At 68.2% G+C, this 13,719-nt stretch carries 15 protein-coding genes and 1 tRNA gene; 2 read left to right on the forward strand and 14 right to left on the reverse strand.

What is annotated here, in order from left to right:
- Positions 1 to 376 precede the first annotated feature (376 nt).
- Positions 377 to 808 carry a DUF488 domain-containing protein gene (locus tag ACZ5XO_RS02455; RefSeq protein ID WP_464163747.1) on the forward strand — a complete coding sequence of 144 codons (432 nt, stop codon included), beginning with the start codon at positions 377 to 379 and terminating at the stop codon, positions 806 to 808.
- Between the two features lie 48 nt (positions 809 to 856).
- Here the strand turns inward: ACZ5XO_RS02455 and ACZ5XO_RS02460 are convergent, their stop codons facing one another.
- The 5 genes from ACZ5XO_RS02460 to ACZ5XO_RS02480 all read right to left on the reverse strand — a co-directional run bounded on the left by ACZ5XO_RS02460 (position 857) and on the right by ACZ5XO_RS02480 (position 7,598).
- A complete protein-coding gene (locus tag ACZ5XO_RS02460; RefSeq protein WP_464163748.1) occupies positions 857 to 2,821 on the reverse strand; it encodes a M1 family metallopeptidase in 1,965 nt (654 codons plus the stop codon).
- Between the two features lie 52 nt (positions 2,822 to 2,873).
- A complete protein-coding gene (locus ACZ5XO_RS02465) occupies positions 2,874 to 4,130 on the reverse strand; it encodes a multidrug effflux MFS transporter (protein WP_464163749.1) in 1,257 nt (418 codons plus the stop codon).
- A 72-nt stretch (positions 4,131 to 4,202) separates the two neighbouring features.
- Entirely contained in the window at positions 4,203 to 5,342 is a 1,140-nt protein-coding gene (locus tag ACZ5XO_RS02470; protein WP_464163750.1) for an HlyD family secretion protein, read from the reverse strand.
- Positions 5,343 to 5,355: 13 nt separating this feature from the next.
- Positions 5,356 to 7,041, reverse strand: a complete 1,686-nt coding sequence (locus ACZ5XO_RS02475) for an MFS transporter (RefSeq protein WP_464163751.1) — start codon at positions 7,039 to 7,041, stop codon at positions 5,356 to 5,358.
- The gene (locus ACZ5XO_RS02480) at positions 7,038 to 7,598 is read right to left on the reverse strand and encodes a TetR/AcrR family transcriptional regulator (protein ID WP_464163752.1); all 561 of its coding nucleotides are present in this window, start codon (positions 7,596 to 7,598) and stop codon (positions 7,038 to 7,040) included. The genes ACZ5XO_RS02475 and ACZ5XO_RS02480 overlap by 4 nt, the downstream gene beginning before the upstream one ends.
- Before the next feature lie 272 nt (positions 7,599 to 7,870).
- On the opposite strand from ACZ5XO_RS02480, the gene ACZ5XO_RS02485 reads away from it, so the two are divergent.
- On the forward strand, positions 7,871 to 8,146 hold the full coding sequence (locus ACZ5XO_RS02485) for a hypothetical protein (RefSeq protein ID WP_464163753.1): 276 nt from the start codon (positions 7,871 to 7,873) through the stop codon (positions 8,144 to 8,146).
- 98 nt (positions 8,147 to 8,244) lie between these two features.
- Here the strand turns inward: ACZ5XO_RS02485 and ACZ5XO_RS02490 are convergent.
- The 9 genes from ACZ5XO_RS02490 to hppD form a co-directional block, all read right to left on the reverse strand.
- A tRNA-Leu gene (locus ACZ5XO_RS02490) sits at positions 8,245 to 8,329 on the reverse strand.
- Between the two features lie 70 nt (positions 8,330 to 8,399).
- Positions 8,400 to 8,921 (reverse strand): CcdC protein domain-containing protein, encoded by a 522-nt coding sequence (locus ACZ5XO_RS02495; RefSeq protein ID WP_464163754.1) that lies wholly within the window; start codon positions 8,919 to 8,921, stop codon positions 8,400 to 8,402.
- A gap of 62 nt (positions 8,922 to 8,983) precedes the next feature.
- A complete protein-coding gene (locus ACZ5XO_RS02500) occupies positions 8,984 to 9,991 on the reverse strand; it encodes a fumarylacetoacetate hydrolase family protein (protein WP_464163755.1) in 1,008 nt (335 codons plus the stop codon).
- Between the two features lie 67 nt (positions 9,992 to 10,058).
- The gene (locus ACZ5XO_RS02505) at positions 10,059 to 10,349 is read right to left on the reverse strand and encodes a hypothetical protein (RefSeq protein ID WP_464163756.1); all 291 of its coding nucleotides are present in this window, start codon (positions 10,347 to 10,349) and stop codon (positions 10,059 to 10,061) included.
- The gene (locus ACZ5XO_RS02510; RefSeq protein WP_464163757.1) at positions 10,340 to 10,810 is read right to left on the reverse strand and encodes a methyltransferase family protein; all 471 of its coding nucleotides are present in this window, start codon (positions 10,808 to 10,810) and stop codon (positions 10,340 to 10,342) included. Before ACZ5XO_RS02510 ends, ACZ5XO_RS02505 begins: the two co-directional genes overlap by 10 nt.
- A 10-nt stretch (positions 10,811 to 10,820) precedes the next feature.
- Positions 10,821 to 11,189, reverse strand: a complete 369-nt coding sequence (locus ACZ5XO_RS02515; protein ID WP_464163758.1) for a cupin domain-containing protein — start codon at positions 11,187 to 11,189, stop codon at positions 10,821 to 10,823.
- Positions 11,186 to 12,265: an isoaspartyl peptidase/L-asparaginase family protein gene (locus tag ACZ5XO_RS02520; RefSeq protein WP_464163759.1), complete on the reverse strand. Its 1,080-nt coding sequence runs from the start codon at positions 12,263 to 12,265 to the stop codon at positions 11,186 to 11,188. Before ACZ5XO_RS02520 ends, ACZ5XO_RS02515 begins: the two co-directional genes overlap by 4 nt.
- A gap of 157 nt (positions 12,266 to 12,422) precedes the next feature.
- Complete coding sequence (locus ACZ5XO_RS02525) at positions 12,423 to 12,605, reverse strand: hypothetical protein (RefSeq protein ID WP_464163760.1); 183 nt, start codon at positions 12,603 to 12,605, stop codon at positions 12,423 to 12,425.
- The gene (hppD, locus tag ACZ5XO_RS02530; RefSeq protein ID WP_464163761.1) at positions 12,606 to 13,694 is read right to left on the reverse strand and encodes a 4-hydroxyphenylpyruvate dioxygenase; all 1,089 of its coding nucleotides are present in this window, start codon (positions 13,692 to 13,694) and stop codon (positions 12,606 to 12,608) included.
- Positions 13,695 to 13,719 lie beyond the last annotated feature (25 nt).

Below are 13,719 nucleotides of genomic sequence, written 5' to 3' on the forward strand. Positions count from 1 at the left end.
CTTATGGACATTCAGTCGTCGTGAGCCTGAACGAGCCAACCGTCTTGTGTCAGCTCCGACAGATGACTTCGGGGGGTCTTGAGCATCGCTTCGCCGAGATCGGGCCGCTCATCGACTATGTGGTGGATGTGTACCGGTCGCATCGTGGCGCCCTCAGGAGAGTGATCATATTCCCCGCATGTGAGTTGCCACATGCCGTCAGAGTGATGAACGATCAGACGAATTGGACGATCCGAGGCTATGACGTGGTCACAGGCCAAGACTAAAGGCGACGTTTCGTCCGTCATGTTTTTCCCCAAATGCGCTGTGCGCCGTGCCGTCCAGAGAGCTTGCTGCAGAGCTTGGCGTCAAGCGATCCTGCGCGCATCATCGCCGCATGAAACTGTTCACCATCGGCTATGAAGGCTCCACCCAGCCCGAGGTCATCGACCGGCTGAAGGCGGCGGGCGTCGAGCTGGTCGCCGACGTGCGGGCCGTGGCCTCGTCCCGCATCGCGGGCTTTTCCAAGACGGTGCTGGGCGAGAGCCTGAAGGCCGAGGGCGTCGACTATCTGCAATTGCGGGCGCTGGGCACGCCCAAGGCCGGGCGCGACGCGGCGAGGAAGGGCGACGTGGCGACCATGCACGCCATCTTCAACGCCCATATGCAGGAGCCGGACGCCGAGGCCGCCTTCCAGCAGCTGCGCCATGTGGCGAGCGAAAAGCGCGTCGCCCTTTTGTGTTTCGAGGCCGAGGCCTGCGGCTGCCACCGCGCCGTCCTCGCTGACCGGCTGGCCCGCGAGGACGGGGCTGAGGTGGTGAACCTGTAAAAATCCTCCCCTGCATAGCGGGGGAGGATCGCCATTCTGCTTGTGACCTTACGGACGGCCCACCAGCTGGTCCACCGAACCGGACGTGACCGGGTGATAGAGGGGGCGCGCCTTGGCGTAGATGCGCGTGGCGTTGGCCCGGCCCCAGTCGCCTTCGCCCCACAGGGTCTGGAACAGGGGCAGGACGAACTTGCGACGGCCCTGACTGGTCAGGAAGCGGTCGGCGGTGGCGACGGCGGGCTCGTAGCGGTGGGCCAGGGCGATCTGCAGCCAGGCGAAGGTCAGCTCGGCGTTGCCCTCATGGGCCAGATTCAGCGTCTTTTCCAGATCGGCCAGTTGCGCCGGGGTCAGCCAGTCGGCGCCCGCCGCCAGACCTTCGGGGCGCCAGGCCAGGAAGCGCTGGCGCTGTTGGGTGTTCCAGCTCTTCCAGTCGATCGCCGAGGCCGGACCCTTGTCGGCGAAGAAGGCCTTGGCCTGTGCGTCCACAGCCTCGAAGGCGTGCGACACCGGCGGGACCCAGTTCGACGGCATGCCTGGTTTGTAGATCCAGTTCTCCAGCTGCAGCTGGGCCTCCAGCGCGGCGTCGCCCTTGATCAGGTGCTCGCGGATATCGGCCAGGAAGCCGACGTCGGTCATGGGCTGGAAGGCGTGGCGGTCGAAATAGCCGCGCAGCCAGGCGTCGAAGGTCGACCGGCCCACGATGCGTTCGATCGTGCGCAGCATGGCCGCGCCCTTCTCATAGGGCACGCCCGACAGGCCGTCGTCGGGGTCGCGCCCGGTCAGGTCGATGTGCAGCCTGGTGTCGTCCGGCGCCGTGGTCGCCAGTTCCGCCGACAGCTCGCCCCAGCCCAGAACCTGCTCCTGCATGGCGCGGTCGCGGCCATACAGGGCCTCCATGATCCGGTTCTCGAAATAGACGGTGGTGCCTTCGTTCAGCCAGATGTCCGACCACGTCGCATTGGTCACCAGATTGCCGGACCAGGAGTGCGCCAGCTCGTGCGCCACCAGCGAGACCAGGGACTGATCCCCGGCGATGATGGTCGGGGTGGCGAAGGTCAGGCGCGGGTTCTCCATCCCGCCGAAGGGGAAGCTGGGCGGCAGGACCAGCAGGTCGTACCGGCCCCAGCGATAGGGGCCGTAGAGGGCCTCGGCCGCGTCCACCATGCGCGGGGTGGACTGCAGCTCGGCGCGGGCGGCTTCCAGTCGGCTCGGCTCGGTCCAGACGCCGGTGCGGCCGTCGAACGAGGCGAAGGCGATGTCGCCGATGGCGATGGCCATCAGATAGGGCGGGATCGGGCGATCCATGTCGAAGCGCCAGGCCTTCTGGCCCGCAGCGGCGGCTTCGCCCTGCGGTGTCAGGTGCTCGGCGGACATGACCACGGTCAGGTCGGCGGGGGCGGTGATACGGGCCGAATAGGTCTGGCGGATGCCGGGGCTGTCCTGCGTCGGAACCCAGGTCCGGGTCAGGATCGCCTGGCCCTGGCTGAACAGGTAGGGCTTGGTGCCGCCCGCCGTCTGTTGCGGGCTGAGCCATTGCAGGGCCGCCGCGTCGGGGCGGGTGGAATAGTCGACGACGACCTTCTGGACCTCGGTCCCGGCGAAGGCGGGCAGGTGGACCGTCAGGGCCTGACCCTTGATGGCGTCCACGGCGCCCAGTTCATAACGCAGCGGGCGCCCTTGCGCGTCGCGCACGCCGCGGATGTTCAGGTTCTTGGTGTCCAGCACCACCTCGGTCGCGCCGACGCGGCCGGTGACGTCCAGCGTCGCCGAGCCCGACAGGGTCTTGGCCGCGAAGTCGGCGGTCAGGTCCAGCGCCACATGGCCGACCCGCGCCTCGGCGGGCCGCGCGTTGGTGTGGATGTCGTCGGCGTAGGCGAAGGCGGGCGTTGCGGGCGTGGCGGTGGGCGCGGTCATGTCCGATCCTCCGGGCGCGGTGGCGCAGGCGCCGAGGGAAGAGACAAGGGCGGCGGCGAGGGCGAGGGCGGATACCTGCCCAACCAGCTTCAGGGTCATCGAACGCTCCGTATTCAGATGCGCCCGAAAAGGCTCCCTTCGCCCCGAAAGATCAAGCCTTGGCTGCAGCCGGCGGCAGATGGTGCGCCTTGAACAGCCGTCCCTTCTCGGCACCCAGCACCAGCAGCAGGGCGAGGACGCCCAGGGCCGCGAACCCGACCGTCATCGGCACGGTGGTGCCGTCGAAATGCTGGCCGATCCAGAAGCCCAGCAGGGCCCCGCCGATGGTCGAGATGAAGCCCTGGGCCGAGGCGGCCGTTCCGGCGATATGGCCCATGGGCTCCATGGCCATGGAGCCGAAGTTCCCGGCGATGAAGCCGAAGCAGAACATCTTGCAGGCCTGCAGCGCGGCGAAGACCCACAGGCTGTCGTGACCGGCATAGGCGATGGCGGCGTGCAGCAGGCTGAAGCCGATGAAGCCCATCAGGGCCGTGTGGGCGATCAGGCGCGAACCCAGCTTTTCGACCATGCGCGAGTTCAGCACCGAGGCCAGGGCGATCCCCCCCGCCACCATGGCGAAGACCGTGGTGAACAGACCCGGCGACTTGAAGACGTCGAAGAAGATCTGCTGCGACGAGTTGATGAAGGCGAACAGGGCGCCGCTGATCGCCGTCATGGCCAGGGTGTAGCCCATGCCGATGCGGCTGGTCAGGGCCTGGCCGAAGGCGCCGGCGATGCGCTTCACCTTAATCGGCATCCGGTCTTCAGGGTGCAGGGTCTCGGGCAGGCGCAGGGCGGCCCACAGCAGGAAGCTGCCGCCGAACAGGGCGAAGAAGCCGAAGATCCAGCGCCAGGGGGCCACCAGCATGATCAACTGGCCGACGGTCGGGGCCAGGATGGGCACGCCGAGGAAGACCAGGAAGCTCAGCGACATGACCCGCGCCATGGTCCGCCCAGAATAGCGGTCGCGCACGATGGAGACAGCCAGAACCCGCGTCGCCGCCGAGCCCAGACCCATGCCGATGCGCGACAGGATCAGCCACTCGAACGAATGGGCGAAGGCGGCCAGGACGCTGAAGCCGACATAGAGGCCGATGCCGATGAACAGGATGGGCCGACGCCCGAACCGGTCGGCCAGGGGTCCGTAAAACAGCTGCGCCCCGCCGAAACCCAGCAGATAGGCGGTGATGACCCACTGGCGGGTGTTCTCGTTGACCACGCCCAGGTCTTTGCCGATGTGCGGCAGGGCCGGCAGCATGGCGTCGATGGCCAGGGCGTTCATCGCCATCATGACCGCGATCAGGCAGACGAATTCGGCGAACCCCGGCCCCTTGGGGGTGGCGGTCGTGCTGGGCGGGGTGCTGGTCATCGGGACCAGATGCGGGCTGCGTCAGGCTGACGCAACCCCGGATCGTCATGAATTTTGCGTTGCAGCAAGAAGTCAGCGCGCGGCGTCGCCCCCTGATCGGACGTCGATGCGCGCCACTACCGACATGCCGGGGGCCAGTCGCGTCGCCGCTTCCTGACCAGGATCGATGGAGACGCGGACCGGAATGCGCTGGGCCACCTTGGTGAAGTTGCCGGTGGCGTTGTCTGGGCGGATGACGCTGAACTCGGACCCGGCGGCGGGCGAGATGCGCTCGACCCGGCCTGTCAGCTTGGTTCCGCCCAGGGCGTCGACGGCGATCTCGACCGGCTGGCCGACGCGGATGTCTCGCATCTGCGTCTCCTTCATATTGGCCGTGACCCAGACCGTATCGGGGACCAGGGCGGTCAGCTGCGTGCCGACCGCGACCTGCTGGCCGACGCGCACAGCCACCTCGCCCAGGCGTCCGGCGCGGGGGGCGGTGATGCGGGTATTGTCCAGATCGATCTGGGCCAGACGCACCTGGGCCTGGGCGTTCTCGACGGCGGCTTCCAGCGAGCCCTTGCTGACGACGGCCGAGGTGACGCTGGTCTGGGCCACGCCCTCGGCGGCGCGGGCGGCGGCCAGCTGGGCCTCGGCGGCGCGCAGGGCGTTCTGGGCCGTATCCACCTGGGCCTGGGCCACCCAGCCGCCGGCGAACAGGGTGCGCACGCGCTGGGCGTCGGCGCGCGCCTTGGTCACGGCGGACTCGGCGCCGGCGATGGAGGCGCGGGTCTGGGCCACAGAGCCGCGCGCCGAGGCCTGGCTCTGGGCCGAGTTGGCCAGGGCTGCTTCAGCCGAATGCAGGGCCGCCTTCGCCTGATCCAGCCTCTGGCGATAGATGCGGTCGTCGATGGTCGCCAGAAGCTGACCCTGCTGCACGGTCTGGAAGTCCTGGACCTCGACCGAGGTGACATAGCCGCTGACCTGCGGGCTGATGACCGTCACCTGGCCGCGCACATAGGCGTTGTCGGTGGTCTGCGGCCCGCCGTCGAAGGGCGGCAGGCGCCAGGCGTGCAGGATCAGTCCCACTCCGACCAGGGCGATCAGGGTCAGCACTACGCTGACCATGACGCGTCGACTTCTGGACGGCGGCAGGGCGGCGGGCGCGGGCGGCGGCGCCGTCGGGGCCGGGGCGGCGGGGGCTTGCGCAGGAGCGGGCGTGGCGTCGGTCATGGTCGGGTCCGGGTCATTCGACAGCGGCGGCTGCGGCGGCTTGCGCCGCCTCGCGGTGGGCGGCGCGGCGCGCCTCGATACGGGGGCGGAAATGGTTGACGGCGACCCAGAGCGCGCCCACGGCGGCGGCGCCCGAGATCAGCAGGAAGACGTCGTTGTAGGCCAGAACCTGGGCCTGCTGGCTGACCTGCTGCTGCAGCAGCTTCAGCGCCGCGCCCTGTCTCTGGGCCGCGTCGCCGATGGTGTGGGCGTAGGCGCCGCCCAGTTGCTGCAGCCGCAGCACCACCTCGGGATCGCCCAGATCGATGTGCTCGGCCAGCTGGTTGGAGTGATACTTCTCGCGGATGGTTTGAACGGTGCCGATCAGGGCCGAGCCCATCAGGCCGCCGATGTTCTGGCCGATCGAAAAGACGACGATGAAGCTGATCAGGTTCTTGCCGCCGCCCTGCAGCACCTTGCCGAAGCCGATGATCATAGTCGGGCCGATGAAGAAGGCGGCGGCGAAGGCCAGAAGGGCCTGGCTGACATAGAGCTCGGCCGGCCGCGTCAGCACCGTCGCGTGGCTGTCCATATAGGCCCCGAGCGCGATCAGGCCGAGCGCCACAGAAATGGGGGCCCACAGCTTGGTCGGGTTCAGGGTCAGGGCGCTGGTCAGGGTTCCGGCCGCTGTCGCCAGCAGCATGACCCAGAACAGGCCGTGCATCTGGTCGTTGACCAGTCCCATCTGTTGCAGGAAGCCGACCGCGCCCGTGGTCTGTTCCGACAGGACGATCCGCACCAGGACGATGGCCAGGATCAGCCGGATCAGATCACGCCCGGCCAGCCACTTCAGGTCGATCAGCGGATTAGCACGATTGTATTCGATCAGGACGGCGGCGGTCAGCAGGATCAGGGCGCCGACCAGGGCCCAGCCGATCCAGGCCGCCTCGGTCCACCAGACGATGCGCCCCAGCCCCAGGACGGCGGTCAGCAGGGCCACCCCCGGCGCGAACAGGGCGAAGGTGACGAAGTCCAGCTTCTCGAAGGTCTTCACTCGCTGCGACGGCGGCATCTTCAGGGCGAAGACGGCGGGCAGGGCCACCAGCACCAGCCCCAGGTCGAACATATAGACCGCCCGCCACAGGTCGTGATCGATCAGATGGCCGACCCCCAACCGCGCCAGGGGGATGGCCAGGCTGGACAGACCGACGCCGATGATGATGCCCTTCAGCCGGTGCTGCGCCGGGAAGGCCTGGATGATGTAGAGGATGCCGAGCGTCGACATGCCCGCCGCCGCCATGCCGGCGATGCCGCGGACGACCAGGGTCGAGCCGTAGTCTTCCAGGAACAGGTGGGCGGCCGCCGTCGCCAGGAAGACCATCAGGATGATCTCGGTGAACAGCCGCAGCCCGTACTGCATGCGGAACTTGACCAGCAGCAGGTTCATGCAGGCGTTGGTCATGACGAAGACGACGGGCAGCCAGGCGGCCTCGGTCGTGGTCACGCCCAGCGAACCGGCCAGCAGGGGGATATTGGCCGTCACCGCTGCATTGCCCAGACTGCCCGTCAGAGCGACCAGAATGCCCACGGCGGCATAGGCCCAGCGCATCGGCGTCGAGTGGTCGGGCGTGGCGGGCGAACCGGGCAGGGCGGGCCGCTCGTGCGGCTTCAGCGTCGCCAGATACTCGTCCCAGGGCAGGTCCCAGTTGCGCCGGCTCATGCGGCGCTTTCCCGGGGTTTAACCGCGTCCAGCACCAGCTCCAGCGCCCGTCGGCTCAACTGGTCCCGGTCCGCCGCTCCGACCGTGCGCGACGGCGCCCCCAGCATCAGGGCCAGGACGCGGGTGTCCTCCACGCTCAGGTCGGGGCGCACCCGTCCCGCCGCCTGCGACACCGCCAGGGCTTCGGCCCCCGCGCGTTTCAGACCGCTGCGGATCGGGGCCAGGGCCTCGTCTTTCAGATCACGGATGGCGCCGGCCAGGCCCGCGCTCTGGATCATTAGCTCGACCATCTGGCCGAGAAACCACAGGAAGACCTCGGGGTCGTCGAGGCGGGCCTTCGTCCGTTCGTGCAGGTCGTCGATCTGTCCCACGAAGACCGCCAGGGCCAGCTCGGAACGGTCGGCGAAGTTGCGATACAGCGTCGCCCGGCCCACGCCCGCCTGCTCGGCGATGACGTGCAGCGGCGTGTCCAGCCCGTCGCGCGCAAAGGCTTCGGCGGCGGCCTTCAGCAAGGCTTCGCGGCGTTCGGCGGCGTCTTTTCGCAGGGGACGGGTCATGCAGCACTCAAGTGGACACTAGTGTCCGGTTAATCAAGCGGCTCGAAATCATTCATTGTTTCAGCTCGTGATGCGGCTCCATCCGCGCTGTGCAGCTTTGCGCATGGGAAGAATGCGCGACCTGGGGCATTGGCTGCTTCAGAGGCGCGAAGGGATAGCTTGACCCGCAAAAGGTGAGCAATTGTAACTCTAGGTAGTGTTCCGGCTTGACCGACCATGTGGGGCGGGGCGCACTCGAACGCGCCCTTGGGGCATGTCATTGGAGGGAGACCATGAAGAAGACGACCAAACGCACCGCTTTCATCGTCGCCGTTGCGCTAGGGCTTTCGGGGGCCGCGCCGGCCGTGATCGCTCAGAACTACGGCGCGCCCATGTACGCCACGACCTACTATAGCGACGCTTCTCTTTCCAATCAGGTCGGCTTCCGCATGGACGGCTGCAACAACGGGCGTGTCTCCGCCGGTCCGCTTATCGGATCGACCTCGCCCTATTTCACGCAGGAATATGTCGGCGCCTGCCGTCGCGGCGGAACCGGCGGCTACGACTGACGTCTGGCGGACTACGGTGAATACAGGCCCGTTCCGGCATGCCGGGGCGGGCCTTCCACATTGAGGTGAATGCGCCGGGCTGTGCGGCGGTGCGCAGATGGTGCCGGTGGTCGGGCTCGAACCGACACTCCTCTCGGAACCGGATTTTGAGTCCGGCGCGTCTACCAATTCCACCACACCGGCACAGGTCTGGGAGGCGGCAATCTAGCGGCGGAATTCCCCGGGTCAATCGACGAAAGCGTCGCCCTGGCGACTAGGCCGCGACCTCGACGTGACTGTCGGTTCCGCCGGCCAGGACGCGGCGGGCGCGGATGTACATCTCGACGCGCTGGGTGACGATCAGGCCGACGGCGAACAGCATGAAGGCGTCGGTCACGACCACGGCGTCCAGATGCCAGGCGGCGGCGTTGACCTCCATCACCTCGCGCAGGCCCGCGCGGGCGGCGAACAGGCCGATGATCAGGATCAGCCCCAGCGGCGAGGCCTGGGCCTTCAGCGAGCCGTCCGGCTCCTTCTCGATGGTGATGGTCTTGCCGCGCCACCAGCCGGCGACGCAGCCCAGGGCCAGGGCGACGACGAAGGCGATCCAGGCGAAGGGACCGAATTGCGGGTGCTGGGTGTTGGCCCACAGCCCGACCCCGATCACCGTCGTGACCAGCAGGGGCATGACCCACAAAAGATGCGGGCGCAGGGTCCGTTTACGCCGGTTGCGCAGCAGGATGACGATCAGGGCCACGCCGATGCCGATCAGCGGGCCCATGGTTTGCGGCGACATACGGAAACTCCCCCTCCGGACGCCGTCTACCTAGCTTGGCGAACGGCGTCCGGAAAGAAGGTTCAGGCGGGCTGCACCGTCTGTTCAATGGCGCCGAAGATGGTGTGGCGCCCGTCGTCCAGCATCTCGATGCGGACCGTGTCGCCGTGCTTCAGGAAGGGCGTTTTCGCCTCGCCGGTCAGGATGGTCTCGACGGTGCGGACCTCGGCGATGCAGGAATAGCCCAGACCGCCCTCGGCCACGGGCTTGCCCGGACCGCCGTCGGCGTCCTTGTTCGACACCGTGCCCGAACCGATGATCGACCCGGCGATCAGGGCGCGGGTCTTGGCCAGATGGGCGATCAGCACGCCGAAGTCGAAGGTCATGTCCACGCCCGCGTCGGCCTGACCGAAGTCCTTGCCGTTCAGCTGCACCGAAAGGGCGCCCGACAGCTTGCCGTCCTTCCAGCGGTCGCCCAGCGCATCCGGTGTGACGAAGACCGGCGACAGGGCGCTGGCCGGCTTGGACTGGACGAAGCCGAAGCCCTTGGCCAGTTCGCCGGGGATCAGGTTGCGCAGCGAGACGTCGTTGACCAGACCGACCAGACGGATTGCGGCGAGGGCCTCGTCGCGGCTGGCGCCCAGGGGCACGTCGCCGGTCACGACGACGATCTCGGCCTCCAGGTCGCAGCCCCAGGCCTCGTCCTTCAGCGGGATGGCGTCGCGCGGGCCCATGAAGTGGTCCGAGCCGCCCTGATACATCAGCGGGTCGGTCCAGAAGGTCGCCGGCATCTCGGCGTTGCGGGCTTTGCGCACCAGCTCGACGTGATTCACATAGGCCGAACCGTCGGCCCACTGATAGGCGCGGGGCAGGGGGGCGGCGGCGTCGCGCTCGTGGAAGCGGTCGCGCGGCACGGCTTCGTGCTCCAGGCTTTCCGCCAGCGCCCGCAACAGGGGCTCGCAGCGCTCCCAGTCATCCAGCGCCGCCTGCAGCGTGGGGGCGATCAGGAAGGCGTCCGTGAACCAGTTCAGGTCATTGGAGACGACGACGAGGCGGCCGTCACGGCCGTGCTTGAGCGAGGCGAGTTTCATGGGGCGAAGCTAGTCTTGGGCGAAGGGATTGGGAAGCGGGGACATGACCGGCGCGGATGCCGTTCGATCAACTGTTCGGGGGCGCGATCACGGCGCGGGCCTCGGCCCCCATGCGCAAGGCGGGATCGCGCACCTCGACCTCGACGGCGATGGCGCCGGCGGGCTCGTGCGCCCACAGGTAGCGGCGCTCGATCTCGACCGCCCGGCCGGACGGGGCCATGCCCTCATAGGTGTCGCCCCAGGGCGTGATCGCCTTCATCTCGACCCACAGCAGGCCGCAGGCGGCGTCCAGCTCCTCGATGGCCATTTCCGACAGTTCGTCGGCGTGCGGGGCGGGGATGTTGGGGGTCACAGCCATCGGCGGACCTTTCCTTTATAGGCTTCGTATTGGGCGCCGAACTTCGTCATCAGATAGCGCTCCTCGCGCTGGATGACGAAGCGATCGACGACGATCAGACAGGGGACCAGCAGGGCCAGGGCGATCGGGCTGTCCATGGCCAGGGCGAAGCCCGTATAGGTGATGGCAAAGCCGACATAGATGGGGTTGCGGCTGTACTTGTAGAGGCCGTCGGTCGCGAGCGCCGTCGTCGGCTTCCACGGCTCGGGCGGCGTGCCCAGACGGCGGAAGGTCCCCGCCGCGACCCCGTCCAGCAGCAGACCGCCGATCACCAGCGCAAAGGCCAGCCCGCGCCGCCAGTCCGCATCGAGGCCCAACGACGGCTCGCTGACCAGCCGCCCGATCCCGAACCCGGCCAGCAGGAAGCCGAGATAGATCAGCGGCGGCGGGGCGATGACGCCCGGATGGTCGCGTGTGGTCATGGGGTCTGGATCAGATCGTCTGGCCCGAAGGCGCGGTGAAGTCAGAGGTCGGGGCGTCGCCGGTGTTGATCACCTCCGAGGGCTCGAAGATCATCACCTCGGCCTCCTCGTCGGCGGCGGTGCGGTGCTCGACGCCGCGCGGCACGACGATGAACTGGCCGGGGCCCAGCGTCTCGATGCGGTCGCGGAACTCGACGCGGAAGACGCCTTTCCAGACCAGGAACATCTCCTCGGCGTCGGTGTGGCTGTGCCAGGGGAAGACCCCCTGGACCTTGACCAGCCGCACGTCCTGTCCGTTCAGTTGCGCGGCGACGCGCGGCCGCCAGTGGTCGGAAAAGCCGCCGAACTTCTGCTCCAGATCGACGACCTGCCCGGTCATCGCGGGGCTTCTTCGTCGGCGTAGATGGCGACGCGGGCGGGCGCGGTCGAGGAGACGGCGCCACGATACATGCCCGAGGTGTTCATCGAGAAGGCGTGGACGCCGTCCTTGCCCATGACGATGACCCCGCCGTCGCCGCCGATCGAGCCGACGTCCGCGATCTCGGCGTCGGCGGCGGCCTGGACCCCCATGCCCGTCGAGGTGCGCTGACAGATGTCGCGGGCGACCGTGGCGCGGATGAAATACTCGCCTGAGCCGGTGGCCGAGACGGCGCAGCCGTCGGCGTTGGAGGCGTAGGTGCCTGCGCCGATCACCGGCACGTCGCCGACCCGGCCCCACTGCTTGGCGGTCATGCCGCCGGTCGAGGTGGCGGCCGCCAGACGTCCCTGGCTGTCCAGGGCCACGGCGCCGACGGTGCCGAACTTGCGCTCGTCCAGCGGGGCTTCGTTCAGCGAGGCCAGCGGGACCGGCCGGGCCAGGGTGGCCGGTTCCGGCGGCGCGCCTTGCGGGCGCGGCGGCAGGGGCAGGCCCTTGTCGCGCAGGGCCTTCAGCAGGGCCTGCCAGCGGCTCTCGGTGAAGAAGAAGCCCGGCTCGACCTGCTCCAGGCCGACCGAGGCGGCGAAGGTCTCGGCGCCCTCGCCGATCAGCATGACGTGGGGGGAACGCTCCATCACCGCCCGCGCCGCCGCGATCGGGTGGCGGGTGCGGGTCAGGCCGGCTACGGCCCCGGCGCTGCGATCGACGCCGTTCATCACGGCGGCGTCCAGTTCGTTCCTGCCGGCGGCGGTGAAGACCGCCCCGCGCCCGGCGTTGAACAGGGGGTTGTCCTCCATGGTCTGAACCGCCGCCTGAACCGCGTCCAGGGCCGAGCCGCCGTTCGCCAGCACCGCCGAACCGGCGTCCAGCGCCGCCTGCAGACCGGCGCGATAGGCGGCGTCGCGCTCGGCGCTCAGGTTGGCCCGCTCGATGACGCCCGCCCCGCCGTGGATGGCCAGCGACCATTGCGGCGCTTCCTGCGCGAGCGCGGGCGACGCCAGCAGGGTCAGGGCGGCTGCGGCGGTCAGGACGGATTTCATCGGCGGTTTCCCCTCAGATCTTTCCTCCCCACTTTGTGGGGAGGTGGCGCGGTCGCGCAAGCGACCGTGACGGAGGGGGCGACTCAACGGCGAACGCTTGCGCCGCCCCCTCCACCACTTCGTGGTCCCCCTCCCCACTAGGGTGGGGAGGAAATCGTCAGCGGTGGTGCAGTCGTTTCCAGATGCGATAGCCCAGGATGGGGGCGAAGCCGCAGACCAGCGCCGCCAGCAGCACCATCCAGAAACCTCCCCCCAGCCAGTATTCCCCGGCCAGAGCCCCGGCCCCGGCCGCCAGAAGCGGGCCGAGCCAGGGCAGCCAGTGCGGCGGCCGCACCTTCATTCAGGCGTCGACCTTGATGACGCCGCGACGGATCTGGTCCAGTTCGATCGAGTCGAACAGGGCCTGGAAGTTGCCGTTGCCGAAGCCCTCATTGCCCTTGCGCTGGATGATCTCGAAGAAGATCGGACCAAAGGTGTCCTGGGTGAAGATCTGCAGCAGCAGGCCTTCCTCGTCCGAGCCGTCGATCAGGATGCGGTTCTTGCGCATCCGCTCCACGTCCTCGCCGTGGCCCGGCAGGCGCTTGTCGATCAGTTCGAAATAGGTCTCGATCGTGTCCTGGAAGTCCACGCCGCGCGCCTTCATGGCCTCGACCGTCTCGTAGATGTTCTCGGTCGTCAGGGCGATGTGCTGGATGCCCTCGCCGTTGTAGCGACGCAGGAACTCCTCGATCTGCGAGTTGTCGTCCTGGCTCTCGTTCAGCGGGATGCGGATGGCGCGGTCGGGCGCGATCATGGCCTGCGAGAACAGACCGGTCGCCTTGCCCTTGATGTCGAAATACTTCTGCTCTTCGAAGTTGAAGACCGAGCCATAGAAGCCCGACCAGGTGCGCATCTCGCCGCGACGCACATTGTGGGTCAGGTGGTCCAGGATCTCGAGGCCCATCGAGTTCTTGCGCTCGGCCTCTTCCCAGCCCTCGATCTCGTCCCAGGCCTCATACAGCGAGCCCTGCTCGCCGTACTGGTCGATGACATAGAGCAGCGAGCCGCCGATGCCCTGCAGGATGTAGGGATAGTCGGAGCCGAGGGCCCCGCCGTGGACGCCCTCGGCGGCGCGGGCGCCGCGTTCCAGCGCACCCTCATAGGCGGCCTTCGCGTCGGCGACGCGGAAGGCCATGCCGTTGGCCGAGGGGCCGTGGTCCCTGGCGAAGTCCGCCGCCTGGCCCTTGGGCGAGCGGTTGACCAGCATGGTGATGTCGCCCTGTTTCAGACGCACCGCGTCGGTGGTCGGGTTCACATGGGTCTGGGTGAAGCCCATCAGCTCCAGCCGGGCGATCATGGATTCCGGCTCGGGGCCGGTGAATTCGACGAATTCGAAACCGTCCACGCCCAGCGGGTTTTCCTGGTCGAGTTTGGCGGCGGCGTCCTGCATGACGCGTCTCCTCTCAGTATTTTGG

This window comes from Brevundimonas sp. T2-11 (genome assembly GCF_055397675.1).